The sequence below is a fragment of the Hyphomonas sp. KY3 genome, from assembly GCF_017309975.1.
Classification (GTDB): domain Bacteria; phylum Pseudomonadota; class Alphaproteobacteria; order Caulobacterales; family Hyphomonadaceae; genus Hyphomonas.
The window spans coordinates 2,358,761-2,383,246 of sequence record NZ_CP022271.1; the positions used below are offsets into that span (position 1 = coordinate 2,358,761).

A 24,486-nucleotide genomic window follows, 5' to 3' on the forward strand; every position below is an offset into this window, starting at 1 on the left:
GGACCGGCTTTCTTCGTATCTGGAGAGAGTGCGCAGCTTAGAACAGTGAGACCGCGGGGCCTTTGAGCGTGTAGCGGTCCTTGCCGAGCGCCATGTCGATGGTCAGATAGCCTGACTGGCCCTTCAACTCGCTGGCCGGGACGCTATCGCCGATGCCCTTGGCGAGCACATTGCCGGACGTGGAGACAACCGACCAGCCAAGTGGCTCAGCGCGGGATTCCGCGAAGACGGCCTTGAGGTCAGTCTTGCCGTTCATCTGGGTCGGCATCGGGGCCTGCAGCGTCCCTTCAACACGGGAGAACAGCTGGACCAAATAGATCCGGCCATTGGCGCGCACAGCCGCCACACCGGTATGGTCGAACTCGCCGCGCTTGAGATTGGCCTTGTTGGCGGGGTCTGCCATCAGGGCACGATAGGCTTCTTCAGGCGTAGCCGAGTCATCCACAATGGCCATGTTGGCGCCGAATGCCCCCATGAGGTGGGTGCGGTCCAGCAGGCGGACCCGGTCGAGATGACTGCGTCCTTCCATGTCCTCGTGGGCCACATAGCCCCGAACCGCCATGTCATAGGCATGGATACGTGCAGCTTCGTTCAGCGTTGCAAGGTTTTTCAGGCTCGCCTTGCCCGCATCGCTGCGGTCAGCGGCCGCGAACTGACCAAGCTGGCCTTGCATGAACGTATCCGGCGTGACGCCATTGAGGCCCTCAAAACAGGCTTCGGTTTCAGTCTGGAATGCAGCAGGCTGCAGGCCGAGACCATCCGACAGGTCACAAGCCTGTTGGGCATTCGCAGTCAGTCCCAGCGCCGCAAGCGCCAGAGCGGAGATTGACATATATCTGTATTGCTTCTGTAACATAAGTGTCACAATACAGTGTGTGACAGATTTGCGTCAAGTAATGACACGTTTGCGTATCTTATCTGTATGCTACTCGGAGGTGTCTTGCCGGAAGGCCCTGCAATCACTCAGAATCCGGCTGGCACGCCCGCAAACCCGCCACAGGAATCACGGTCTCCCAACCTCCATCATTCAGTAGCTTGATGCGGCCAGCTGAGATTTTTTGCCCGCCCTCCACCATCTCGCCGGGCGTGATTCGCAGGGACATCGTCTCGCCCTCGATGGTCGTGTAATCCATTTCGGTCATGAATTGTCCGAACAAGGTCCCGCCCTGGCGGACCAGAGCCATGGTCTGCTGGGTTTCCGACAGCATGGTTTCGGCCGTCTGACTACCTGCCTTGGAGAAGTAGATGAAGCGTCGCGGCGCGCCCTGGGTCCACAGGAACAGCGCGCACTCGCCATCTGCAAGATCCTGCGCTGGTAGATTGCCTGCCTCGGGAACCTCCGGCGCCGGCGGAACGGGCCGCTTCTTGTCGCCGCTCGCACATGCCGCCAGCAGCAGCGCCCCCGCGACAATCGCAATTACCTGCCTCATGGCCTTGTCTCCATTCTGTTCATGGACCGCGTGTAGACCAGCGCACCATTCCGGTCTGTAAATCCCGCAGCCAGCAAGGCAGCGCGCAATTCATCATCAAAATTGGTCAGTTCCAATTCAAACCCATCCTGTGCAACAGCCTTGAGGACAATGCGTGTGCCGTCCCCCGCATCCCCAGACAATTGCGCAGTCAACCGGGTGTCCGTGCAGGTCAGTGGACCGCTGAGGACGGGCCAGTCCCGGCCAAACGATGCTGCGGCAAGGCGGGCCACATCGCTCGTCACACTCCCCGCCGCCGCCTCGCACCGGTCGCCAGACAATTTCACAGAGCCGTTCGAGAGTCGGAGGCTACTGCCGAGCTGCGCAATAACAGGATCGGCGCCGACCTGTTCCGTTAGCGGAATATTCAAGGACACTTCTTCCGCCACAACAGACGATCCGGATGCCTTGATCCTGCCCCGCCCCTGGCCAAACGGCCCGCTCCACGACACGTCATGCGACGGGCCGCCTGTCACGAAACGCAAAACATCGGAATCGAGATTGACCGCACCGAGCGGCGTGCCGCGCCATGACAGGCCGGTGACCTGACCATGCCAAACCGACCCACGCGCCTGCTGCCAGCTGACGCCACGATCCGCGATACCGGACTGGCGCAAGGCAAAGGACAGGGGCGCGAAAGCGACCAGACCGCCAATCAGCGTGATGACGAAGAGCGCGACAAAGAGAAATCCTGTCCGCATCATGACCCGCCTCCCGCAAACTCAAAACTTGCCCGCACATAGCCAGCCTCCTCGGCGAACATGGTCACGCGTTCAGGCACGGCGCCATAGCGCATATCCGCATCGGCCAGCCAGGCATAGACCAGAGTCGGCACCGTCCGCTCAAACTGCAGGATCAGTCGGCCGTCATCTGCGGTCTGCAACCGCGACACGGACAGGCCTCTCGCATTGGCAAGCTGCAACAGATCCGAACGTAAGTTCTGACTGGAGGCGCGGGCGGCAGTGGCACCGGCCACGCGCGTCGTTTGTGAGGTGAGCTCCGCCGAGACCACGTCGAGCTGCCGACTGGCGGCTTCCAGAGCCAATTTCGAGTCCGCCTTTGCAGCCATCAGGGGCCGCACGATCGCGAATTGCAGGAGCGCGACAATCACGAGCAGGAGTGCCACGCCGATCAATCCCCGCTCTCGTCCGGTGCGGCTGTTCCAGTATCCCATCATGACCGGCCTCCAATCGACAGATCGCCCACAACCCGTCCATCCTCAAGGCGCGTATCCCCCAAACTGACCTGCAGGCCGGTGGCCTCAACCGCCGTCTTCAGATCTAGGTCAGCTCCAAAGGCCGGATATGTCAGCGTGGCGCGGAGCTCACCGATGGCGCGGTCATAGCGCAAGCTGACCAAATTCGCTCCGCTGACACTCTCCACCGCTCCGTATAGCGCCGCACTGGTCTGCTGGAAGCTGGGCGCGGCGACGCTGGTCGCTGACCCGGTGCGCGAGCGCAAGGCGGCGGCAGGATTGGACGGCACTTGCTGGCCCGGGAAAGCGGCGGCATATTGCGCGCGGGATTCCGCATCCAGCGCCGTCGTCAAATTCTTCATCGTATGCACCGACAGCGCCGTCTGCACGCCCCATGCCACAAACAGGGTGGCCGCAAGCGCCGCGGGCAAGCGAAACTGTTTCAGGGAGATGCCGGTTTCAGAGGCGCGGGCATATGTGCCCTGCCGGAGATCGGTCAGGCGCGGCGCCACCTCGGCCCAGAGCGCCAGTTCGGTCAGGGACTCTGCGCGACGGGGAGCGGCGTTTGCCTCCGTGCCCTTGAGGAGCGCCGACATGACATCACTCGGCCAGTCATTGTCGAACGCAACGGGACGTCCCTCGACGGTCAGCATTTGATAGCGACCGAAATCGACCTGTTCGGTTGGCGGCAACAGGGACAGATCCGGCACAATCCGGGCCGATCCGAGGCCGGCCGCCTCAAGCTGGGCCAACCAATGCTGCATGACTGTGTGGGACACGGCATAGACTATCCGGAACCCCGCATCGTCCTGATCCGCAGACACGGCGACGTGAACGGACTCAACCGGCACGGCGAGATCATCCTCGATCGCAAACGTCGCAAGGCGCGTCAGTTCTACCGGCCGCCGGGCCGCCGCACGCACCCGGTGCGCTGTCACTTCGGTGCCGGGAACGAAGACGACGACATCCGCACCAGATGGAATGCCAGCGCTCTCCGGTACGGGCTCCAGCCCGGACGGACCGCTCCGCACGAACCGCCAGTTTTCGCCGTCCCTCGGGATTTCCGTGTAAAGTCTCGGGCGCATCAGCCAGATCTCCTGTTTGAGCCCTGTAGGACATAAATGCCATCGGTGCCACGCCCATAGGTCGCATCGATGCGAATGGTGCCCGTGTCGGAGGCAATCGAAATGGCAGCCCCAATCTGATCGGAGCGTATCGACAGCGCGCTATCCCGGCGCAATTCCGGCGCGATACTGGCCACATCCCGCGACAGGAGGAATTCTCCAACATTCAGCCACCCCCCTTCCGGGCGCGACAGGATCAGTTGTTCGGCTTCGCTTGTGGACAACTCGTCGGAGAAGCGCGCTGCCAGCAGTGGCGCCTGAGCCGCTGTCAGCGTATTGATGTTTAGCGGTGCATCATCCGACCTTGAACGGACGCAGACCAGGTTCGAAATCTCGTTCATTACATCCGGAGTGAAGCCGTCGATCGCGCGCAGGTCGCTGATAGAGACGAGCCGCTGTCCCGGCGTCCGATGAGGGATTGCCCGGCCTCCATACGCGCCATCTTCGGCGCCGGAGGCGCGGGGACTGGTATCCGCGTCCATCCAGTCGGACAGCGAATCCACCAGATGCTGCGCCTCGCTGTTGAACAGGCCTGCGCCCTCAAGCATGCGGTGGAGTTGGTCGGGGGACACGCTCCCGGCGGAGGCTTCACCGTCCCCCAGCGAAAGCGCATTCAGATTCAGGCAATTCGTGGCCTCGTAAAACCGGACGGAAATTGTCCCACGCGAATACGCAAATACAATCGGCTCACGGAACAACAGGGAGTCTGGCGTCAAGGCTCCGTCTGTCTTTGCCAGGGCCTCGTTCACAAATGCCTCACCCACAGACAAGGCCCCGCGTGTTGCCCAGAAGCTGTCGGCCCGGCTGGCTGACACTCGCGAAACGCTGACGGATCGCGCCAGCGCATCGGTCGCCGCGAGCGCCGCTGTCGACATCAGGACGATGATGAGCAAGACGCTGAGCAGGGTCGCGCCGCGCTCATGATCGGAACGGTGCGAGCGTTTCATCCTGCGCCCCCAACAAGGAAAAGCTGGCGCAACTCATCGCCTTCTCCGAACACGAAAGTCAGCTCGACCAGATCCGGTAGCGTGTCTGATTGGCCCGGCCAGTCCAGTTGCCAACTGGTGCCGGTCAGAAAGCGCAGACCGACGCTGTCGAGGTCTTCGGCAATCACGCGATCTGCATAGGGCGTGTTGTAGACCGGATCAGGGCGCAGCCAGGCGCGGCGAACAAGGCTTCCGTCGGTCAGGAAGTATTCCACCCGTTGCAGGTCGCCCCGTGGCTCGACCTTACCGGGATTGATCCAGCCAGCCCGGGTGAAGGCCAGCAAGGGCTCCAGTGTGGAGAATCCGCCGCTGAAGGCCTTGGGAGCATCGAGCCCATTGGGCGGTTGGGTCAGGCGCAGGGTCGCATTGGCGAGGTCATCCCGCAGCAGGCTATGGGCCGTATCCTGATCGCGAACCATCTCTGTGCGGGCCTCCACCATCTGACCGGACCGCAAGGTCTGGATCAACAGGGTCGATCCCGCCACCATGAGCAGCGAGGTCACGGCGAGCGCCACCAACATTTCGATCAAGGTGAACCCGGCCGACTTGCTCATGATGTCGGCACCCGCATCAGGGTCTGGCGGTTCACGAGTTGCTGGCCCGTTTCAGCATCGCCTATCGTGACAGACACCGAAAACAGGCCTTCCCGTCCGGTGGCGCTGATCGTGCGCATCCAGGTCAGCCTGCGCCCGCGCTGCGTACTTTCCCCGGTGTTCACACCCGGCGGAATGGCTCCGGGGCGAACGAGCGCCTCGGCCATCAGATTGTCCGCTTCGACAGTGGCAAGGAAACGCTGGTCCACATGGCGCGCGCCAACAAGGGTTTCGTTCCCGAGATGCGCCAGCGACATGGCAGCAATACTGAACACGCCGAGCGCAACCAGCACTTCGACCAGCGTGAAGCCTTGCTGTGAACGCGGAGACGTCATGTCAGCGCTCCACCTCGACCATGCCGGACGAAGACACGGTCAGGACACGCCGGTCCGTGCCCTCGATCAGGGTCAGCGGCTGCGCTGACACGATGCCGGTCGCGTCGGCCACGATGTGCGGCCAATCCTTCGGATCACTCTCCTGAAGCCCCCGGCGCGATGTTGAGACAGAGATCGCCAGAGGGGATGGCAATGTGTGCGCCGATCGCGGCAGCGCGACCCAGCGACTGTCACGCCAGGCTTCGGCCGCATATTCATCTTCCCCCAGGCGGATGGCGCGCACCTCGCCCGAGGCGATGGCCTCGTCTGCCAGACGGTCAATGGCCAGCTCCAGCCGCGCCACTTCCCGGTCAAGACGGGACGGCTGGCGGGGCAGCGTCATGACGATTGCGGCGCTGGCCAGCGCCAGAATGAAGAGCGCAACCAGAACCTCAACCAAAGACATGCCGGATTGAGAGGACAGGATTGGCGTCATCAGCTTGCGGGATCCCAGTTCCCGATATCGTCGTCCGTTCCGGCTTGTCCATCCGGACCAGTGGAGAAGACGTCATAGGCGCTGCCCGACCGTGTGCCAGGGAAAGCGTACTCGTATTCATTGCCCCAGGGATCAGTCCGCATGCGTTTGATATAGCCGCCGGGGCGGTACTGCGCGGCCTGTGCACCGGTGGGCGCCGTGCTCAGCGCCGCCAGGCCCTGATCTGCGGAAGGGTATCCGTACATGTCGAGATTATACATATCGAGCGCGCTTTCGAGCGCCGCAATGTCGGAATGCGCCTTGCCGATGCGGGACTGGTCGGTCGCCGGGGCGACATTCACGACGATCAGCGTGGCGAGCAGGCCCATGATGAAAACCACCACCATGAGTTCCACGAGCGAGAAGCCCGCCGTCTTGCGGCGCTTTTCCTGAGGGGTGCGGGGCGTGACTAAGTGCATGACTGCCTCCTATCCGATAGCGAGAGTATTGAGTTGCAGGATCGGCAACATAACCGACAGAACGATCAGGCCAACCAGCCCGCCGAGCACAACAATGATCAGCGGCTCCAGCAGGGACAGGAGCGTGGACGATCCCGTTTCGAATTCATTGTCCAGATAGTCTGCCGCGCGGGTCATCATGCCGGGAATGTCGCGCCCGGCCTCTCCGCTGGAGACCATGTGCACCATCATGGGCGGGAAGACACCGGTGGCCTTCAGCGCGCCGGCAAAGGAGCCGCCTTCGCGCACACGTTCGCCAATCTGTTCTGCCGCCTCACTGAAGACGAGATTGCCCGAGGCACCCTTGGCCCCGCTCAAAGCCTCAAGAATGGTCGCGCCAGAGCCGGAGAGCGTCGCGAAGACACGCGCGAACCGGCCCGCGCAGACGGTCCGGTTTAGCGGGCCCACAATAGGCAGGTTCAGGCTGTAGCGATCAATTGCGCGGCGCACCGCGGGAACCCTGAAGGCGCGGACCACGGCGAAGACCAGGGTCGCGAGCGCCAGAGCGATCAGGATACCATGTGATTGCAGGGCTTCGGACAGATTGACCACGATACGGGTGATCAGTGGCAGATCGGTGTCGAACAGGTCGAATTGCTCGACCAGGCGCGGCACGACAAACAACATCATGGCGATGATCATGCCGACAGCCATGATGCCCAAAACCGCCGGATAGATCAGCGCTGCCTGAACCTTTTGGCGCAATTGGTGACTACGCTCCAGATATGTCGCGAGGCGCTCCATGACGTCGCCAAGCCGTCCCGACAGTTCGCCGGCAGAGACGACCGAGCGCACGAGCGGTGGAAACGCCTTTGGCGCGACTGACATCGCGTCTGCGAGACGCGCGCCTTCGGTGACTTCAGTCTTGATGGCGTGCAGGACACGCTGGGCCTGCGGGGTTGCCGCATCCTCTGCGGCTGCGCCAAGCGCCTGTTCGACCGGAAGGCCCGATTGCAGGAGTACGGACAATTGCCGCACCAGAAGGACACGCTGCTTTTCGCCGATCCGGCCGCCGATGCGGCTTGCCTTGGCCGATTGCTCGCTGACGGGAATGACATCGAGCGCCATGAGATCCCGCAGGCGCAATTCGCGGCGCGCAGAACGCGGGCTTTCGGCGGAAATAATCCCTTTCTGGCGCCTGCCATGATCATCGACGGCGACATACTCAAATGCCGGCATCACCCACCTCCCTTGCGGCTGACGCGGAGCACCTCAGCGGGGCTGGTTTCCTGCGAGACGACATAGCGCCGCGCATTGTCGATCAGGCGGTCATGTCCGGAAAACGCGGCTTCGTCGATCCGGTGCTCGCTGGCCTCGGACCCGAGCAGGTCGCGGATATTGCTGTCCACGACCAGAAGCTCATAGATACCGATCCGGCCATCAAAACCGGTATTGCCACACGAGAAGCAGCCATTCGGCTCGCCCACCATGACGGTGTCACCTGCGCCAAAGCCGAGGGCATCGAGCTCGACCGCAGTGGCCGGACGCTCCGTCTTGCAATTCGGGCAGAGGCGGCGGACGAGGCGCTGTGCCATCACCGCGCGCAGCGTGGACGCGAGCAGGTAGGCCTCGACGCCCATGTCACGCAGGCGGGTGATTGCCCCGGCAGCGCTGTTCGTGTGGAGTGTGGACAGAGCGAGACGGCCCGTGGAGGCGAATTCAAACGCGACTTCCGCCGTTTCGGAATCCCGGATCTCGCCGACCATGACGACATTCGGATCCTGACGAAGAATGGAGCGGAGCGTCGCCGCAAAGGTCAGGCCGACCTTGTGGTCCATCTGGGTCTGGCTGATGCCCGGCAGACCATACTCAACAGGGTCTTCCAGGGTCATGATGTTGTCGCGACCGTTGTTCAGGCGCGAGAGCGACGCATAGAGCGTCGTCGTCTTGCCGGAGCCGACCGGCCCGGTGACAAGGATCACGCCATTTGGCTGGGCGAGCGCATCGGAGAAACGCTCCAGCGTGTCAGCATCCATACCAAGCTCCGGCAGGCCGACCAGCGCATTCTTTGTGTCGAGCAGACGCAGCACAACCCGCTCCCCATACCGGGTGGGGAGTGTGGCCACACGCACATCAATAGACCGTCCGCCTACTGACAGAGAAATCCGGCCGTCCTGCGGGAGACGCTTTTCGGCAATGTCGAGCCGCGCCATGACCTTGATCCGAGACAAGATGGGCGCGGCCAGTTTGCGCGGCGGAGTCAGAACTTCGACGAGGTCGCCATCGATCCTGTAGCGGATCGAGAGATGGTTTTCGAACGGGTCGATATGGATGTCGGACGCGCGGCGCTTGATGGCTTCGTGGATCAGGCCGTTGATCAGGCGGATCACCGGCGCGTCATCCTGCCCGTCGAGCAAGTCTGCAGCTTTCGGGATATCGTCGATCAGGCTCTCCAGACCGCCCCGGCTCTCCACGGCGGCATCGACGTCATCATCCGCCATCGGTCCAGACGCAAAGGCCTCGGCCAGCAACCGGTCATAGGAGTCCTTGTCCAGAGATTCCAGAGCAAACACGCTGCCGAGCGCGCGTCGTGCCTCCACCAGCGCCAGCGGATCTGCGCCCTGACGGACAGCCACGGTCAGCTGCTCCCGTCCGGGCAGGACGACCAGTCCCTTCTCCTTGGCAAAGGCGTACGTGAATTGCGTCGGGGCGAAATCGGTCGGCGTCATTGCGGCGGCGGGCTTCCCAGCACTTCTGTGATGAAATTGTCGATAGAGGACGTGTCGCTCCCCTCTCCGTCCCAGAGTTCTTCGGCGCGGATATAGTTGTAGGAGCGTGATGTAACGGCTTTTGCTCCGGCACGGTCGCGAACAATCGTCGGGCGGATGAAGACCATCAGATTCGTCCGACCAAGCGACTTGCCTTCCGTCCGGAACAGGCGACCTGCAACAGGAATATCCCCAAGCAACGGCACCTTCTCATTGGAAAAGGCTTCGGTCTGCTCAATAAGGCCGCCAAGGACAATGATCTCACCATCGTCGGCGATCACGCTGGTATTGATCTCTCTCGTATTGAGCACGATATCTGTCACACCTGCCGTAATAGCGCCGGCCACATTGGATACGGTTTGCGTTATTTGCATACGGATCGTTCCATCATTCGACACTCGAGGCGTAACGGTCAGCCCAACCCCCACATCCTTGCGATCCACGGTCGTGAAAGCGTTTGTGTTATCGTCCCCCAGCACCTGACCGGTTGTGATTGGCACATTCTGCCCGACAAGCAGCGACGATGTTCCGTTGTCCAGAGTCATGTTGAATGGCTTAGAGAGAATGCGGGAATTTGTGTCCGCTTCCACAGCCGTCAGTACAGCGCCGAACAATGTATCACCATCCTGCCCGCCGACCCCAACCGTGATCCCGGTCAATCCCAGTAGCGAGTTGAGCGCCGCCGTTGTCAGCGAGTCGCTGACTGCGCTGTCCTCGTCCCCTGAAAATGGCGTGTCACTGCTGATCGCTCCCGCAAGCGTGAGCAGGTTTGGCGCCGATGCCGAGAAATTTGTCGTGGCGAACGGGACTGAACTGCTGCCGGTGCCTGACAACAGGAATTGAAGACCGAGTTGCCGCGCCGTGTCGTCAGCCATTTCGACAATGATGGCCTCCACCAGAACCTGGGCGCGGCGGCGGTCAAGATCGCCAATGACGCGCTCGAGGCTAAGCAGGGTTTCCGGCGCCGCGCTGATGACCAGCGAGTTGGTGGAATCATGGTGGGCGATTGTGGTCGCCTCACTCGCATCCGCGAGTCCGCGGCGCTTGTCGATGGCAAAGGCCACCTGCTGCAGGATCGGCACCACATCGGCCGCATCCGCATTATTCAGCGGGACGACCCGGATCGTGTCCTGAAGCCGGTCGCGGCCATCCAGATCCGCCGTCACGAGCTTGGCGCGCTCAACGGCGGCCGGATCACCGCGCAGGATCAGCGCATTGCCCGCCTCGGACGCTATGGCCCTGAAATTGGATTTGTAGGCGTCCTCGCCGGCACTGGTGTTCAGAGAGGTCAGGATGTTCGCGACTTCCGTGGCGGAGGTGTTGGCCAGCTGGATGGTTTCCGTCACCGAAGGGTCGGCATCAATCTTGTCGACCATGCTGCGCAAGCGGGGAATGTTGGACGCATAATCCACAACGACCAAAGTGTTCGACTGGGCATTGGCAATCACCTGTCCCTGCTCGTCAATCACCGGCTTGAGCATCTTCGCTGCTTCGAGGGCGTTCAGATGCTGGAGGCTGAAGATTTCGGTCGTGAAGGCGTTCGATCCGTATGCCCCCATGCCCGCCTCACCCACAGCACTTTGTTCCGGGACAATGCGATATGTGGCCTTACCGGCCGGGATCGCCGTAAATCCGTGCACGCGCAAGGAGGACAGGAACACATCGAACACTTGCTGGCGCGTCAGCGGCGTGGTGGAGGAGACCGTGATCCGCTTGGTGCGCGCTTCCGGATGCACGACAAACGTGTAGCCCGTCACCGTCGACACGTCCGCGATAAGGGCGGACAGCTCGACATCCTCGAAATTCAGGATGTGCCGCGCCGTATCCGCCGGCGTCTCATTGGCCAGGGCAAAGGCCGACGGAGATGCTGCGAGAACTGCCGTTGCGGACAAGAGGGTTTTCAAATTCATGTCTATCGGGCCTCCTCGGGCGCGAGGGTATGGTCAATTGTCTTTCCGTCCCGGTCGATCTTCAGACGAACGGGATTAGGATCGGAGAATTTCCGGGCAAGCTCTGCCGGAGGAACGTCATTGATGTCTGCGCCATCCAGGCCCACGACCACATCGCCGGGCTGAAGACCCGCGCGGGTCATCACGTCAGCGTCACCCCGGGAGCCGATACGGTAGCCGACAAATTCCTGACCGTGATGGACCGGATCTATCGTGATGCTGGACATCAGGTCGGCGCGGGCGATCCGAGCGCTGGTGGAGCCCGTGGCAGAATTGTTGCTCTCGGGGTCAGGCTGGCCCGACGTGGTCAGGACCGATAGCAGGCCGGCGCCGCCTTCCATCATCAGGGCCTCCGTCTGGCCGCCCTTCCGGAGCGTGACGCGGTCCCCATAAATCCGGTGAAGGGTGACCCCCTCAAGGATGGCTTCGCCGGGCGAATAGGCTGCAGTCCGGTTGTCTGGTGTGGTGATGAGGGCGATGCCGCCGGCCTCTTCCGACGATGCGCGGACACCCCGCAGCTTGAGGTTCAGACTTGTTTCCGGCGCGTCCGGGATATCCGCCACGAGGGCGGAGGCCGCGCCGAACGGATTTTCGTGGAGGAGCCGGGACGTATCCACGGATATGTTGGTTGCGATACCTTGCGGGGGCTGCACGACGGAGCGAACCGGGATGTCCGGAGAGACTGCCCCGCCCGGTTCTACCGCCAGCCAAATGAGCTTTGCCGTCGCCAAGCCAATGCCCACGACCAAGGCGACCTCAATCATGCGTAAGGCAGGCCCGACGCTACGCCGAGCGAAAACTGCAAGAGATTCAAGCCGTTCCGTCAATATCAAGCCCCTCGAAAGAGGGTTTCCCCTAAGCTAACAGGTCCGCGACGACAATGGCCGCGGACCTGTAATTGATGATATGCAATATCAGAGCCGAAGCTAGAACATACGTTTCAGGCCAATACTGAAAATGGTACCCTGCTCGTACGTATCGACATCCACGCGGTCACCCCCGCGCTCCTGAAAAGCTTCATAGTCTTCCTGAAGGATGTTTTCGATGTTGAGGGAGAATTCATACTGGCCGCTGCCAGACTGGAAGCGCTTGTTCCAGACAAAGTCCACCGTCATTGGCGGCTGCTCCAGAATTGCGGGCAGGTTGCCGTTCTCACCCGACCGGATACGCTCGCTGACATAATTGAACAGCAGGTTGTATTCGGACTGCGCCTCTTCATTGAGAAGGCCCAGCTGGACGTTGAAGAGGTGTTCGGACTGGCCCTGCATCCGGCGCCCGTCTTCGAGACGCCCGGCAGCCGTCGTGGTGCCGCGCACCGGGTTCAGATTCGTGCCGATATTGAAGGCCACTTCACCATCTGCGCCGATCTCGGAATCTGACCAGGTGTAGTTGGTTTTCACCTGAACTTCGCGATCATCAAAGAAGCCCAAGCCGGTCCACTGGTCGAATGGCAGGAGCTGTTCGTATTCGACTTCAAATCCGTACAGCTTGGCAGAGGGTACGTTGATAAACGTCGTCTGAATTGTCTCTGTACCGGCCAGAATCTCCTCGATCGGGTTTTCCAGATCCTTGTAGAACAGGCCGAGCGTCACGAACTGGTCACGGGCGAAATAGTATTCGCCGCGCAGGTCATAGTTCTTGATCGACGCGTTCACGAGATACGGGTTACCGAAGAAGGTGGCGTCGGTTTCCGTATTGACGAACACAGCCGGGGCCAGTTCGCGGAACTGGGGACGCGTCAGCGTTTCGGAATATCCCCCACGAACCTGCAAATCCTCGATCGGGTTCCAGGTGATGGTCAGAGCCGGCAACCAGTCAGACTGGTCGATGACCCCTTCCACCGTGTTGCCGGTGAGATCGCCACTGATGTTCTGCGTATCAATGGCCTCGATCGCGTCTTCAAAACGCACGCCCAGCGCAGCCCGGATATAGGGCGTGATCTGAGCATCGATCCCGGCATAAGCGGCATCAATTTCCAGCGTTGCAACATAGAATTGCGGGAATTGCTCACCAGCTACTTCCGTAATCGAGCCAACACCCGACCGGAAGATATAGTCATAGATGTAATCGAGACGCTGAGTGCGGTCCGTGCCGCCGACACCGTTGATATCGTAGAGCAGCGAGGTGGCTGCGCGATCATTCTCAACATAGCTGTAGCCAAATTTCAGGTCAGCCTCACAAAGGAAAGTACACTCCCCGTCCCGCGTCATCGGCAATGTGCCGTCGATCCCGAAATCCGTGGTATCATCCTCAACCTTACTGAACTGCATACGGTTCGCAGCAGGGCTGGTAGAGAGGATCGGCACGCCGGCATCATTGATGTTGTAGATGTTCGACAATTGGTAGGGCGCATCCCGAAGCGCTTCGGAATATGACGCGCGCCATTCCACCTTCATATCCATGACTTGAGGCAGGAAATGCTCGCCCTGGACCTGCGTGGACCAGAGCTGTTGCTCGACCCATTCCAAAGCATCGAGGCGCTGGTCGACGTCTTCATTGTTCTCGCCGGTAATAATCCGCGCTTCCTTTTCAGAGGAGCGGGTCACAAGCCCGGTGAACTTGATCTCATGGTCGGAGAATGCCTCGAAACCAATTGTCGCCAAGGCGTTCGTATCAATCGTATTCTGTGTGCTCAAACGATCCAGCTGGAAAGCTGACCGGAGACCGTCACCCTCAAGGTCGCCATACCCCCGCGTTCCCCGCTTCGTCTGCCAGGAATTGCCATATCCGACAGCGGCGATCACGCCCATCGAGATATCAGACGTGAGGTCGAAATTGTTGCCTGCCGACATATCGATGCTGAAGTTCGGAGCAACCTCCCCTTCCTGCATGACCAGGAGGGATGAATTGTCAGTCAACTGACGGCCGAACTCAGTTGTGAGACCATCTGCCAGGGAAGGCAGGTCGCGAGCACCATCATCGAAGCCCAAAATGTCGGTATCTGTCCCGTCATACATCAGGCCATTGCGAAGCGTCGTCGACGTATCGCGGGCAACTTTTGCGCCGACAGTAAAGAAGGCTTCATCCGGCACGGTCTTGGTGCGCAAATCGACAAGACCGCCCCCAAATTCGCCCGGAAGGTTTGGTGAATAGGTCTTCTGGACCAGAACGCTCTTCAGAGCGGATGTCGGAAACAGGTTCAGCGGCACGACCCGGCGCAATGGCGCAGGGCTTGGCAGCGGTGATCCGTTGAGAAGCGCGGTCGAGTAGCGCTCATTGAGACCACGGACGTAAATGAACTCGTCTTCAGCCGTGGCGATACCGGCAACACGCGCGAGGGCAGCGGCAGCATCGCCGTCTCCCTGCAGCGAGAAATCGCCTTCATCAATGAGAGCGGCGACTTCGGAAGTGGAGCGTTTTTCGTCCGGAATGAACAAGCCACGCACGACGACAGTTTCCTGACGGGCTTCCTCCTCCTGCTCGACAGCAGGAGCGGAGTCGGATGGCGAGGAGTCTTCTTGAGCGAATGCCGGTGACAGCCAGGCAAGGCAGGCTCCGGTCAACAGCAAGGAACGGGCAGACAGGAGGCGTTTCATTTGAGGTTTCCTGTAATGGGCTGACGGGACTCAGCCCCGCCGAAATGTCTCTGGTCTGAACGACGGAATGGGGCAGCAGAGTCTGCCGCCCCATCCAATCTGTTCAAGGCCGGCTTAGTTGGTCGATGTCAGGTTACCTTCCTGATCGATCGTCCAGCCGAGGAACCACTTGTCATCAGCATCTTCGACAGCGCCGATATATGTTGTGGCTTCGAGGTTGCCGATGCCGGTCACGTCATAGACGGGAACAGCGTTCTCATTGGCGCCCGGGACAAGACCAGGACGGCCCGACCGGAAGGCAAAGCCGGACATGGTCACCGTCTGACCGGTCACAACATTGTCAGCTGTGACGAAGGTCACGTCGTCCGTGTCACCGCTCTCGATGTCTTCACCATTGTCGGAGAGGAAGAGCGAGCGGATCAGCAGGTCGTCATTTGTAACGTTGGTCTGCGTCTGTGGATCATCGACATCCAGACCGGCATCTGGCCAGCCAAGGATGATGGCGTTCACAAGCGTACCCTGCGTACCGCGACGCAGCACGGCGCCCGTGTCTGCAGCAGCGTCGCCACTGGCAATGATCGTGATGTTGGACAGATCCGGGCTGGAGACCGGCGTCTTGTCGTTCTCACCATTACGGTTGTCACCCTCGATGCCGCGTGGGTCACCCGAAAGGCCGCCCGTTGCACTTGTCGCACCGGCGTAGACGATGCCGTACTGCAGCGAACCGGTCCAACCATCTGTCCAATCGATGCTGTCGTCACCGCAACCCGTTGCGACCAGGTGTTTGGCGTTTACCGCACCACCGAACCATTCGAAGCAGTCGTCGAGGTTGTTGTAGACTTGGACATAATCAACTTCGGTGCCCGAACCGACACCCTGGAAGGCAATGCCGTTCAGTTCGTCCGTATTGGTCAGGCGTGTACCAGCATACTGAACGCGGGTGTAGAAGATCTGACCGGAGTCATCGTCGGCAGTTGCACCACCGAACAGGCCGGAGGAACCTTCGCCTGACTTTTCACAATCAACCGTGCCGCCCGTCGCAGTGGTCTCGTTACAGGCATTGATCGGAGCGCGACCGTTGATGACGATCCCACCCCAAACACCCTTGGTGTCCTGGTCGAGGGCCGCGATTGTGCCATCCACAACCGTCTTGGCGGTGAAGACGACCGGCTGAGCTTCGGTGCCGTTCGACAGGAGGCGAGACCCCCGAGCGATGACGAGGTAGTCGTCATTGCCTTCACCGACGACCGTCACACCCGCATCAATCGTAAGCGATGCGGCAGCAGAGCCTGCGAGCGGTGCAGCCGGATCGGGACCACGGTCAACCCCGACGAAGACCGGACCGACCAGTTCATAGATCAGCTCGTCTCCATTGGAGAGACGCAGGTCTGACGTGATGGAGCTGGAGCCATCAATCTGGCACAGCTTCTTGCCGTCCAGTTCGCCATTTTCAGTCGTGCCGGTTGGGCACTCGGCTTCTTCTTCGTCGAACAGCGTGCCAGCGAGGGCAAAGTTAGCCCAGCTGTTTGCACTGGTTTCGGTTGGTCCGAATGCACCGATATAGGTGGTTGTATCGAAGAAGGCGTCAGCTGCCAGAACCGTGGACACAGGAACGTTCAGCTCCTGCTGGCCAGGGAAGAAATTCTCCACCAGCGAGTTGTTGCCCGTCCGAATGTTCGCAGAAGCCGCGAAGGTCGGAACACCGTCGGAGTCCGTAGCGAAATTCTCAGCCGTGTCGAGGAGCAGGGATTCGATCACCAGATCGCCATCCGAGAAGCCGGTAAAGGTCTGAGGGTTATCGACGTCGATGCCGGTTGCGTAGCCGGTCACAATGCCGTTCACGATGTTGCCCTGTGTACCACGGCGCAGCAGGATGCCCTGCTGATTGCCATCTGTGCCGACGAGCGTGAAGTTGGAAACACTCGGGCTGGAGAATGGCGTCTTGTCATTCTCGCCGTCACGGTTGTCAGCTTCGATGCCGCGCGGATCGTCAGAGCTAGGAACTGTCGAGCGGACAGCTGCGAACTGCAGCTTGCCCTGCCAACCATCGGTCCAGTCCAGCGAGTCATCGCCAGCGCCGGTGATGACAACGTGCTTCGCGTTCACAGTACCGCCAAACCATTCGATACCGTCATCGAGATTGTTGTGGACCTGAACATAGTCAACGTCCGTGCCGGACCCAACGCCCTGGAAGGCGATGCCGTTCAACTCGTCCGTATTGGTCAGGCGGGCGCCTGCATACTCGACGATTACATAGTTCAGGTTACCGGAATCATCGTCAGCGGTTGCGCCGCCGAACAGACCGGATGACCCCTCGCCGCTTTTCTCACAGTCAGCGGTGCCGCCGGTTGCAGTGGTTTCGCCGCACGCATTGATCGGTGCGAAACCGTTGATGACCAGGCCGCCCCATTGAGCATTGGTGCCAGCTTCGATCAGGTTGGAGCCGGTCTCTTCATCATTCATGGCTGCGCGCGCCGTGAAGCGGATCGGAGCAGCCTCAGTGCCCGTTGCCGCAATCGTCGAACCGCGCGTCACAACGATATAGTCATCGGTGGCTGTCGCGGTGCCGCCTGCGGACGCGCCGAAGAAGCGAACGCCCTCATTGATCGTCAGCGTGACGGGCGTTCCAGCGTTATCCTTGTTGTCTTCACCGATGAAGACGGGGCCCTGAATGGCGATCGTGGTGTTGGCTGGAATTTCAAGGTCGGCCGTGATCGTCGTGCCGCCTGTGGCGTCGGATCCGAGCACACACACGTCGACGTCGGAGAAGCCATCGGCAGCCACAGCAGCAAATGTGGCTTCAGCCGTGCCCGTAGGACAGCCGGCTGTCGGGACCAGATCGATAGTCGCTGCGGCCGGCGGCGGTGGCGGAGGCGGTGGCGGCGGTGGGCTCACCGGCGTTTCGGATGCTCCTGGTGAGGAAATCGTCGTGTCCGAACACGCAGCGAGTGTCAGCACGGCAACACTCGCCATGGTCGCGAGCTTCAAGGTCTTCCCGAGTTTCATTCTTTACCCCTTTGTGGCCCCAATGAAGGATGCCGGTCTCAGCAATAATTCGTTGGATCGGGCCAATAGTGATTCCATGGCCACCTGCATCCGAAGCGGCTTATCGCAGTGACCCGCGACGGTTTCCGCACAGTTCCGCAAAGTTTTTATGACGGCCGCACTTACCTTCATGAACCCGCAGTCCACGGCCTGTGAGCGCGCCGCCAGAAACGTCAGGCACGCGAAAAAGGCTCGATAATCAACTGTGATCGCGGCACTCCTGAGAAGGAGACCGACGCGGCCGTGTTAACGCTGCATCGCCCGGAACATTAAGGGATCAGGCGTCAGGATTACCGGCAAGGACGACCGATACGGGAATCTGGAACAGATCGCCTTCCCGCGAGAAAAACAGCGTTTTCCCATCCGCGGAAAGACCGGGCCCATAGTCTATACCTGCAGAATTCAGAGGCTCTCCGGGATTTCTCGGCGCGTCCCAAGTGCCATCTTCTTGTCGGCTGGAAATCCAGATGTCGACAATGCCGATCTTGGGGGCGCGATGCGAGTAGAAGAACAGCGTCCGTCCATCTGCCGTAAGCGCCAGATGATCATTGGTGCGGAAATCATTGACCTCTTCCAGGTCACGCTGCTTGATCCAGTTGCCCTCATCATCCCGGCGGGCGTCGGCCAGATTATAGCTGCCGCTCTTGTTCGAAGCGTACACCATCAGACCGTCTGCCGAGACAACCGCCATAGTTTCATTCGCGCCCGTATTCACGTCGCCCGACAGGGGTTCAGGCTGCCCCCATTCGCCATCCAACAGTTCCACTTGCCAGATGTTCAAATCTTTCCGGCCAGGCCATTGAGGCATTTCGGCATCTGACGCGAACAGGAGCGTGCCGTCCACGGGGTTGAAGCTGGGACCGACCAGAATACTTTTTGACGGAAATTCAAGGCGTACAGGTTCGCCCCAGGCCTTGCCGTCGCGGCGCACCTCGTACAGCCAGGTCTCGTCGCCATTCTCCTTGGCAAAGACGCGAACCTGTCCGTCCGGACTTTCGGTCATGGAGTAGGCGCGGGTGAATTGTGTGGCTGGCTCAGCGTCCGGAAAAACGGGCCGTGGCGCGTCGTCGGCACCATTGGAGCATCCAGCCAGAACGAAAGCAGCAGCCGAAGCTGCGAGGGAGGTCATCAGTTTCATGGGATCTCAAGTCAGTAAATCTACAGGAACGTCAAGCGCATCAGCCAATCGCTTGGCTGTTTTGAGGCCATAGGACATGCCGCGCTCTATGGCCGAAATATGGTTCGGGCGAATGCCGCACACATCACTCAGATCCTTTTGGGTCATCAGGCGGTACTGGCGGACAACCCGTACCGGGTTCTCGCCTTCCCGAATTTTCTCGGTGATTTCGTCAGGAACATTGAGGGTGGCTTCGTTTTCAACCGAATGCAGCTGCTGCGTGAGGCCTGCGATTGATTCTTCGAGCTCCAAAACCTTCTTCTCGAGATCCAATACCTTGATTTCCAAGGAGTAAACCAATTCAAAATCACTGGTCACAGCATTGCCCCTTTGCAGCTGTCGCAGCGATATGCGGATTTCTGTACGGTTTAATGTCGGCAGTGATAAAGTTCTGTGACAGCGACAGCGGGGACGGCTGTCTGCCCACTTTCGCTTAACCGAATCACGCGCCTTCTGGGATCGGCCGAAGCAGGGAGCTTGAGATGTCGATCAAATGGATTCGCCGCCGGGCACATATGCGCCGTCTGCCCTCCGGACAGATGGTGGAGGTCGCGTCCTCCTGGATGCCGATCGAGCGAAGCGACAGCGGCGGGCCGGAAAAATCCTGCCATTCCGCCTGCCCCGTCTGCGATGCGCCGATCCTCAGCCAGCGCATGCCCAATGGCGGCTGGGTCCATTATGAGCGGCACAGGAATTTCAGCCGCATCAAACACCCCTGTTTCTATCGCGGTGACGATATGGCTCCAGCGCGCGACGTGGAAACAGGTGATCTCTTCGCCTGATCACGATCGAAGCAGTTTTGTTTCAACATTCGGCGGCCAGACGCACTGACATGCCCTGTCATTATCATCGGGAGGGATGATCTGCCGCTCGGCTGATGGTACGAACCTGTATTCAAATTGCAGTCCGCCCGGCGCAGACTGCCAGAACAGGGCTTTTCGCAATGACCGACTTCGAGGCGCTGAAATCCATGGAGCAACGCCTGCTTTGGCTGTCCTCCTGGATCGTGCACAATGCCAACCATCTCCGCGAAAAAGAGGAAGGCGACGTGAAAGTCGGCGGCCACCAGGCCTCTTGCGCCTCGATGGTGTCGATCATGGCGGCCCTCTATTTCCATACACTGCGTCCGGAAGACCGGGTCGCGGTGAAGCCGCATGCCTCGCCGGTCTTCCATGCCATGCAATACATGATGGGGAACCAGACGCGCGAAAAGCTCGAGAATTTTCGCGGCTATGGCGGCGCGCAATCCTATCCGAGCCGCACCAAGGATGTGGACGATGTCGACTTCTCCACAGGCTCTGTTGGCCTTGGCGTCGCGATCACGGCCTTCGCTTCGCTGATGCAGGATTATCTCGAAGCCAAACCGTGGGCGAGTGATCGTCAGCTTGGCCGCATGATCGCCCTCGTGGGGGATGCCGAGCTGGACGAAGGCAATGTCTATGAATGCCTTCAGGAAGGCTGGAAGCATGATTTGCGCAATACCTGGTGGATCATAGACTATAACCGACAGAGCCTTGACGGTGTCGTGCACGAGGGACTGTGGGAGAAAATCGATGCCATCTTCAAGGCCTTTGGATGGCGCACAGTCGTTCTGCGCCATGGCGTCTTGCAACGCGCGGCCTTCGAGGAACCGGGCGGCAAGGCCCTGAAGGAATGGATCCAGACCTGTCCAAATGCTGACTATTCGGCTCTCACCTATCAAGGCGGTGCAGCATGGCGCAAACGCCTGATGGATGACATCGGCGATCAGGGCGACGTCACGACCTTGCTCGAAAAACGCAGCGATGACGAACTTTCCGCCCTGATGAACAATCTCGGCGGTCAGTGCGTCCAGACGCTGACCGAAGCGTTTGACGGGGTCACAGACGACCAGCCCACCGTCTTCCTCGCCTATACGATCAAGGGCTGGGGCACGCCGCTGGCGGGGCACAAGGACAATCATGCCGGCCTGATGAACCCGTCCCAAATGGCGGATTTCCAGAAGCGCATGGGCGTGCCGCAGGGCGAGGAATGGAACGTGCTCGCCGGGATCGACAATCCTGATGGCCTGACGGCGCTGATGAATGACGCCGCCTTCTTCGCGAAAGGCCGCAGACGGTTCGACGCCCCTATCGTGAAAAGCTCCGGCCCGGTCTTCCTTGACGATCGCAACCAATCCACACAGGCCGGCTTCGGAAAGATCCTCGATACCATCGCCAAGACCGACAGCGAACTGGCTGACCGTATCCTGACCACGTCCCCGGATGTGACCGCGTCAACCAATCTCGGGCCATGGGTCAATCGGCGCAGCCTGTTCGCACGCGAAGCCAAGGGCGACACGTTCCGGGAACAGCGCATTCCCTCAACGCAAAAATGGCAATTCTCTCCCGAGGGCCAGCATATCGAGCTTGGCATCGCCGAGATGAACCTCTTCCTGATGCTCGGCGCGGCCGGCTTGTCACACAGCCTGTTTGGCGAGCGCATCATTCCCATTGGCACGGTCTATGATCCGTTTGTGGCGCGCGGCCTCGATGCGATGAATTATGCCTGTTATCAGGACTCCCGGTTCATCATTGTCGGCACGCCCTCTGGAGTGACGCTGGCCCCGGAAGGCGGCGCCCACCAATCTATCGGTGCGCAACTGATCGGTATGAGTCAGGACGGGCTTGTTTCTTTTGAACCAGCCTTCCTCGATGAACTCTCGATCATCATGGATTGGTCCTTCGACTATCTCCAACGCAGCGGTGAGGGTGACCCGGATGAGCGCACTTGGCTACGTGATGAAACCGGTGGCTCAGTTTATCTGCGCCTGACCACACGCTCCATTGACCAGCTCGGCCTAAAAGCGCGCGATGATGCGGATTTCAGGCGCGGCGTGGTCGATGGCGGTTACTGGCTTCGGGAACCGGGCCCGAATTGTGAGGTCGTGATCGCCTATCAGGGCTGCGTCGCGCCGGAAGTCATCGAAGCAGCCGGACGCATCGGCAATGACCGGCGCGATATCGGCGTGCTGGCCATTACCTCTGCCGATCGCCTGAACTCCGGATGGACCGCTGCGCGCCGCGCCAGAGCGCGCGGGCAGGATAACGCCGTCAGCCAGATCGAACGCTTGATGGACTCAGTCTCGCGCGATGCGACGCTGATTACCGTTACGGACGGCCACCCGGCAACACTTGCCTGGATTGGTTCAGTCATGGGCCACCGGACCGCGCCGCTTGGCGTCGAACATTTCGGCCAGACCGGCACGATTAATGATCTCTACAGGCACTTCATGATCGACGCCGACGCCATCGTCGCCGCCGCCAACCACCTCTCAGCCGGGCGTAAGATACGCCTCGCAAATCAAGTCTGATCAGTCGTCTCCGCCAAGCGATCACCATTCGATCTCCGGCTCTCCGACCCAGATTGGCGAACTCCACGCGCGCACCGGCCTGTCATGGAGCGTCGGGATCGTCACGCGGATCGGCGTCGCTTGTTCAATTCGGGCATAGTAGACTGCGTGTCCGACGGCTGGCTCAGTCCATCCCTCCTCGAAGTCCAAGCCCAGATCACCACTGCGATGGAACACTGTTTCCCACTCCGCGCCTTCTTCGAACACGTATCGATAAACCTCAATCTCGGAAATATCAGCGGTTCCATGTACCTCAAGACGGAAATCCAATTCGGTACTGTCTTCCGGGAGAACACTACCCATCGGCTGACCATTTACCGAGAAATCGAGCAGGACGCGTTCCCCGGTGGTGCCATACATGGTCCCCTCACGCATTGATTGAAGCAACGCACCGCGCGTGAGTTCAGGCGACATGATTGCTGTCAATCCGTTGGCTCGCTTGCCCGGCTGGCCATTGTGGTCATCCGATGCCGCCAGCGTGAACAACTTCATTCCTGCAGCCCAGGCGTCGCGCACATAATGTGCCCCGCGTTTGGACAGGGAGAAGCCAGGCGTGCTGCCAGCATACTCATAGGAGAGCGGGTCAGATGGATCATACATTTCGCTTTGGCCATGGGCGCTGAAAACTTCGATATGGCGCATCTGGCGTGGGAACCGATGTGTGCCGTCAAAGTTTGCACCTCCCCAAGATATACCTGTGTGGTGCGTCGCAACAATCATCTGCTCCCGGTCGATATCCTCTTCAAGCGCGGACAATTTTTTCTCGTTCATCCCCCTGCCCGCACCATAGCGTTGGCTTTCGATGGCGGGTCCGGTGCAGGTCGGGAAATAGCCATCCAGATGATAGCCTATGCCACCTTCAAAACCGAGGATCGTGACGAATTCGCCGGGCTCATTGTATGACTCGCACCAGTCTTGCGTCTTCTGCCAATACCCTGCTTCCAACCCGAATATGTGATTGGTCAGCGCCGCATAGTCGAGGGCTGAGACATCCCGCGCATATGTGTAGTGGTCCGGATCCGTGAGCGAGCTCAGCGCGTCAGCACTCCAGGCATTGTGGGAATGCAAGTCTCCCCACCACGGCCCGTTTGGATTTTCCGTGATCCGAACAGGATTGGACAGAGTTCCGCTGACTTCGAAACGGTAAATTCCCGGTTCGTCCAGCGTGACTTCACGTTCGGTGCGCCCCGTATACAGGAGCATCTCTTCCAGGACTTCACCGTTCAGCGAAAAGCTTACGCTGTCTTCGCTGGCCGAAAGATTGTCGTACTTATCGCCCGAAATGATCTCAACCTTGAACGTCTCGCCAGGACGCACCGAGGACGGAACAACGACCTGACGCGAAGAGGTCGATCCCGCCTCGACTACAAAAGTCGGGTCCTCAGCCATGCGAACCTTGTTCACATCCACGCGCACGGGAAACGCTCCACTCGCGACCCAGGGCGTGGTCGTACTGTAAGTCATGATGACCTCACCACCTGGAGGGATGTCTGCCCCCTTGAGGACAGCAGTCACACGTTGCCCATGACGCTCAGCTGACGCTTCTCCAACATCATCAAATTGCAGTCTGCGAATGCGAAGATCGAACTTGGCCTTTGGAGCATCGGGAGATGTGACGGCAACGGTATCCCACAGCATGACTTTGCGTGTGTCAGCGCGGCCCGTGAATATGTAGCCAATTGCGACGCCAATCACGTCTGCAATGGAAGCTGGCTTCTGAATAGTTTTGGTAAGCGAGTAGCTAAGATCATAGGCCAGCGCTGCGTTGGGCAATTGCGTGCTGATATTCGACCCCCGTTTGAGTCCCTCCGGAAACGCCACGCGAACCCGAATGGGGGCGGATACGTGAGCGGGCATGACAGCAGGTTCTACAGCAGCAGAAATATTGGAGCTGATCGCATCGGCTTCCTTCTCGAACGCTTCCATCCGGCTGATTTTCTGCCAAAGAAAGTTCAAGGCAATCAGCACGGCCACGGCGACAACCATGTATTTCATGATACGAAATATTTTCATGTAACTCCCTCCCC

The 24,486-nt window shown here is 60.0% G+C and carries 21 protein-coding genes; 2 read left to right on the top strand and 19 right to left on the bottom strand.

Annotated elements, in window-relative coordinates; translation table 11 throughout:
• Nucleotides 1-37: 37 nt before the first annotated feature.
• The 18 genes from CFA77_RS11505 to CFA77_RS11590 all read right to left on the bottom strand — a co-directional run bounded on the left by CFA77_RS11505 (nucleotide 38) and on the right by CFA77_RS11590 (nucleotide 19,407).
• Nucleotides 38-832, bottom strand: a complete 795-nt coding sequence (locus CFA77_RS11505; RefSeq protein ID WP_206990816.1) for a CAP domain-containing protein — start codon at nucleotides 830-832, stop codon at nucleotides 38-40.
• A 127-nt stretch (nucleotides 833-959) separates the two neighbouring features.
• Entirely contained in the window at nucleotides 960-1,430 is a 471-nt protein-coding gene (locus CFA77_RS11510; RefSeq protein WP_206990817.1) for a hypothetical protein, read from the bottom strand.
• On the bottom strand, nucleotides 1,427-2,173 hold the full coding sequence (gene gspN, locus CFA77_RS11515; RefSeq protein WP_206990818.1) for a type II secretion system protein N: 747 nt from the start codon (nucleotides 2,171-2,173) through the stop codon (nucleotides 1,427-1,429). Before gspN ends, CFA77_RS11510 begins: the two co-directional genes overlap by 4 nt.
• Nucleotides 2,170-2,646: a type II secretion system protein GspM gene (gspM, locus tag CFA77_RS11520; RefSeq protein ID WP_206990819.1), complete on the bottom strand. Its 477-nt coding sequence runs from the start codon at nucleotides 2,644-2,646 to the stop codon at nucleotides 2,170-2,172. Before gspM ends, gspN begins: the two co-directional genes overlap by 4 nt.
• Nucleotides 2,643-3,749 carry a type II secretion system protein GspL gene (gene gspL, locus CFA77_RS11525; RefSeq protein ID WP_206990820.1) on the bottom strand — a complete coding sequence of 369 codons (1,107 nt, stop codon included), beginning with the start codon at nucleotides 3,747-3,749 and terminating at the stop codon, nucleotides 2,643-2,645. The genes gspM and gspL overlap by 4 nt, the downstream gene beginning before the upstream one ends.
• Entirely contained in the window at nucleotides 3,749-4,735 is a 987-nt protein-coding gene (gspK, locus tag CFA77_RS11530; RefSeq protein WP_206990821.1) for a type II secretion system minor pseudopilin GspK, read from the bottom strand. Before gspK ends, gspL begins: the two co-directional genes overlap by 1 nt.
• A complete protein-coding gene (gene gspJ, locus CFA77_RS11535; RefSeq protein ID WP_206990822.1) occupies nucleotides 4,732-5,328 on the bottom strand; it encodes a type II secretion system minor pseudopilin GspJ in 597 nt (198 codons plus the stop codon). Before gspJ ends, gspK begins: the two co-directional genes overlap by 4 nt.
• Nucleotides 5,325-5,702: a type II secretion system minor pseudopilin GspI gene (gspI, locus tag CFA77_RS11540; RefSeq protein ID WP_206990823.1), complete on the bottom strand. Its 378-nt coding sequence runs from the start codon at nucleotides 5,700-5,702 to the stop codon at nucleotides 5,325-5,327. The genes gspJ and gspI overlap by 4 nt, the downstream gene beginning before the upstream one ends.
• 1 nt (nucleotide 5,703) lies before the next feature.
• Nucleotides 5,704-6,177 carry a type II secretion system protein J gene (locus CFA77_RS11545; RefSeq protein ID WP_206990824.1) on the bottom strand — a complete coding sequence of 158 codons (474 nt, stop codon included), beginning with the start codon at nucleotides 6,175-6,177 and terminating at the stop codon, nucleotides 5,704-5,706.
• Nucleotides 6,177-6,635, bottom strand: a complete 459-nt coding sequence (gene gspG / locus CFA77_RS11550) for a type II secretion system major pseudopilin GspG (protein WP_206990825.1) — start codon at nucleotides 6,633-6,635, stop codon at nucleotides 6,177-6,179. Before gspG ends, CFA77_RS11545 begins: the two co-directional genes overlap by 1 nt.
• A 9-nt stretch (nucleotides 6,636-6,644) precedes the next feature.
• On the bottom strand, nucleotides 6,645-7,853 hold the full coding sequence (locus CFA77_RS11555; protein ID WP_206990826.1) for a type II secretion system F family protein: 1,209 nt from the start codon (nucleotides 7,851-7,853) through the stop codon (nucleotides 6,645-6,647).
• Nucleotides 7,853-9,343, bottom strand: coding sequence for a GspE/PulE family protein (locus tag CFA77_RS11560; RefSeq protein ID WP_206990827.1), 1,491 nt, complete (start codon nucleotides 9,341-9,343; stop codon nucleotides 7,853-7,855). Before CFA77_RS11560 ends, CFA77_RS11555 begins: the two co-directional genes overlap by 1 nt.
• A complete protein-coding gene (gene gspD / locus CFA77_RS11565) occupies nucleotides 9,340-11,292 on the bottom strand; it encodes a type II secretion system secretin GspD (protein WP_206990828.1) in 1,953 nt (650 codons plus the stop codon). Before gspD ends, CFA77_RS11560 begins: the two co-directional genes overlap by 4 nt.
• Before the next feature lie 2 nt (nucleotides 11,293-11,294).
• A complete protein-coding gene (locus CFA77_RS11570) occupies nucleotides 11,295-12,095 on the bottom strand; it encodes a type II secretion system protein N (RefSeq protein WP_206990829.1) in 801 nt (266 codons plus the stop codon).
• 162 nt (nucleotides 12,096-12,257) lie between these two features.
• Nucleotides 12,258-14,867 (bottom strand): TonB-dependent receptor domain-containing protein, encoded by a 2,610-nt coding sequence (locus CFA77_RS11575; protein ID WP_206990830.1) that lies wholly within the window; start codon nucleotides 14,865-14,867, stop codon nucleotides 12,258-12,260.
• A 114-nt stretch (nucleotides 14,868-14,981) separates the two neighbouring features.
• Nucleotides 14,982-17,873, bottom strand: coding sequence for a hypothetical protein (locus CFA77_RS11580; protein ID WP_206990831.1), 2,892 nt, complete (start codon nucleotides 17,871-17,873; stop codon nucleotides 14,982-14,984).
• A gap of 316 nt (nucleotides 17,874-18,189) precedes the next feature.
• The gene (locus CFA77_RS11585; RefSeq protein WP_206990832.1) at nucleotides 18,190-19,050 is read right to left on the bottom strand and encodes a PD40 domain-containing protein; all 861 of its coding nucleotides are present in this window, start codon (nucleotides 19,048-19,050) and stop codon (nucleotides 18,190-18,192) included.
• Between the two features lie 6 nt (nucleotides 19,051-19,056).
• The gene (locus CFA77_RS11590) at nucleotides 19,057-19,407 is read right to left on the bottom strand and encodes a helix-turn-helix transcriptional regulator (RefSeq protein ID WP_051607513.1); all 351 of its coding nucleotides are present in this window, start codon (nucleotides 19,405-19,407) and stop codon (nucleotides 19,057-19,059) included.
• 164 nt (nucleotides 19,408-19,571) lie between these two features.
• Between CFA77_RS11590 and CFA77_RS11595 the strand changes: the two genes are divergently transcribed.
• The gene (locus CFA77_RS11595; RefSeq protein WP_034811487.1) at nucleotides 19,572-19,871 is read left to right on the top strand and encodes a hypothetical protein; all 300 of its coding nucleotides are present in this window, start codon (nucleotides 19,572-19,574) and stop codon (nucleotides 19,869-19,871) included.
• Nucleotides 19,872-20,032: 161 nt separating this feature from the next.
• Complete coding sequence (locus CFA77_RS11600) at nucleotides 20,033-22,420, top strand: transketolase (protein ID WP_206990833.1); 2,388 nt, start codon at nucleotides 20,033-20,035, stop codon at nucleotides 22,418-22,420.
• 21 nt (nucleotides 22,421-22,441) lie between these two features.
• Here CFA77_RS11600 and CFA77_RS11605 read toward each other — a convergent pair whose 3' ends face one another.
• Entirely contained in the window at nucleotides 22,442-24,472 is a 2,031-nt protein-coding gene (locus tag CFA77_RS11605) for a hypothetical protein (RefSeq protein WP_206990834.1), read from the bottom strand.
• Nucleotides 24,473-24,486 lie beyond the last annotated feature (14 nt).

Coding starts and splice junctions, on each gene's coding strand:
- CFA77_RS11505 (WP_206990816.1), bottom strand. CDS start 832: ATGTCAATCTCCGCTCTGGCGCTTGCGGCGCTGGGACTGACTGCGAAT.
- CFA77_RS11510 (WP_206990817.1), bottom strand. CDS start 1,430: ATGAGGCAGGTAATTGCGATTGTCGCGGGGGCGCTGCTGCTGGCGGCA.
- gspN (WP_206990818.1), bottom strand. CDS start 2,173: ATGATGCGGACAGGATTTCTCTTTGTCGCGCTCTTCGTCATCACGCTG.
- gspM (WP_206990819.1), bottom strand. CDS start 2,646: ATGATGGGATACTGGAACAGCCGCACCGGACGAGAGCGGGGATTGATC.
- gspL (WP_206990820.1), bottom strand. CDS start 3,749: ATGCGCCCGAGACTTTACACGGAAATCCCGAGGGACGGCGAAAACTGG.
- gspK (WP_206990821.1), bottom strand. CDS start 4,735: ATGAAACGCTCGCACCGTTCCGATCATGAGCGCGGCGCGACCCTGCTC.
- gspJ (WP_206990822.1), bottom strand. CDS start 5,328: ATGAGCAAGTCGGCCGGGTTCACCTTGATCGAAATGTTGGTGGCGCTC.
- gspI (WP_206990823.1), bottom strand. CDS start 5,702: ATGACGTCTCCGCGTTCACAGCAAGGCTTCACGCTGGTCGAAGTGCTG.
- CFA77_RS11545 (WP_206990824.1), bottom strand. CDS start 6,177: ATGACGCCAATCCTGTCCTCTCAATCCGGCATGTCTTTGGTTGAGGTT.
- gspG (WP_206990825.1), bottom strand. CDS start 6,635: ATGCACTTAGTCACGCCCCGCACCCCTCAGGAAAAGCGCCGCAAGACG.
- CFA77_RS11555 (WP_206990826.1), bottom strand. CDS start 7,853: ATGCCGGCATTTGAGTATGTCGCCGTCGATGATCATGGCAGGCGCCAG.
- CFA77_RS11560 (WP_206990827.1), bottom strand. CDS start 9,343: ATGACGCCGACCGATTTCGCCCCGACGCAATTCACGTACGCCTTTGCC.
- gspD (WP_206990828.1), bottom strand. CDS start 11,292: ATGAATTTGAAAACCCTCTTGTCCGCAACGGCAGTTCTCGCAGCATCT.
- CFA77_RS11570 (WP_206990829.1), bottom strand. CDS start 12,095: ATGATTGAGGTCGCCTTGGTCGTGGGCATTGGCTTGGCGACGGCAAAG.
- CFA77_RS11575 (WP_206990830.1), bottom strand. CDS start 14,867: ATGAAACGCCTCCTGTCTGCCCGTTCCTTGCTGTTGACCGGAGCCTGC.
- CFA77_RS11580 (WP_206990831.1), bottom strand. CDS start 17,873: ATGAAACTCGGGAAGACCTTGAAGCTCGCGACCATGGCGAGTGTTGCC.
- CFA77_RS11585 (WP_206990832.1), bottom strand. CDS start 19,050: ATGAAACTGATGACCTCCCTCGCAGCTTCGGCTGCTGCTTTCGTTCTG.
- CFA77_RS11595 (WP_034811487.1), top strand. CDS start 19,572: ATGTCGATCAAATGGATTCGCCGCCGGGCACATATGCGCCGTCTGCCC.
- CFA77_RS11600 (WP_206990833.1), top strand. CDS start 20,033: ATGACCGACTTCGAGGCGCTGAAATCCATGGAGCAACGCCTGCTTTGG.
- CFA77_RS11605 (WP_206990834.1), bottom strand. CDS start 24,472: ATGAAAATATTTCGTATCATGAAATACATGGTTGTCGCCGTGGCCGTG.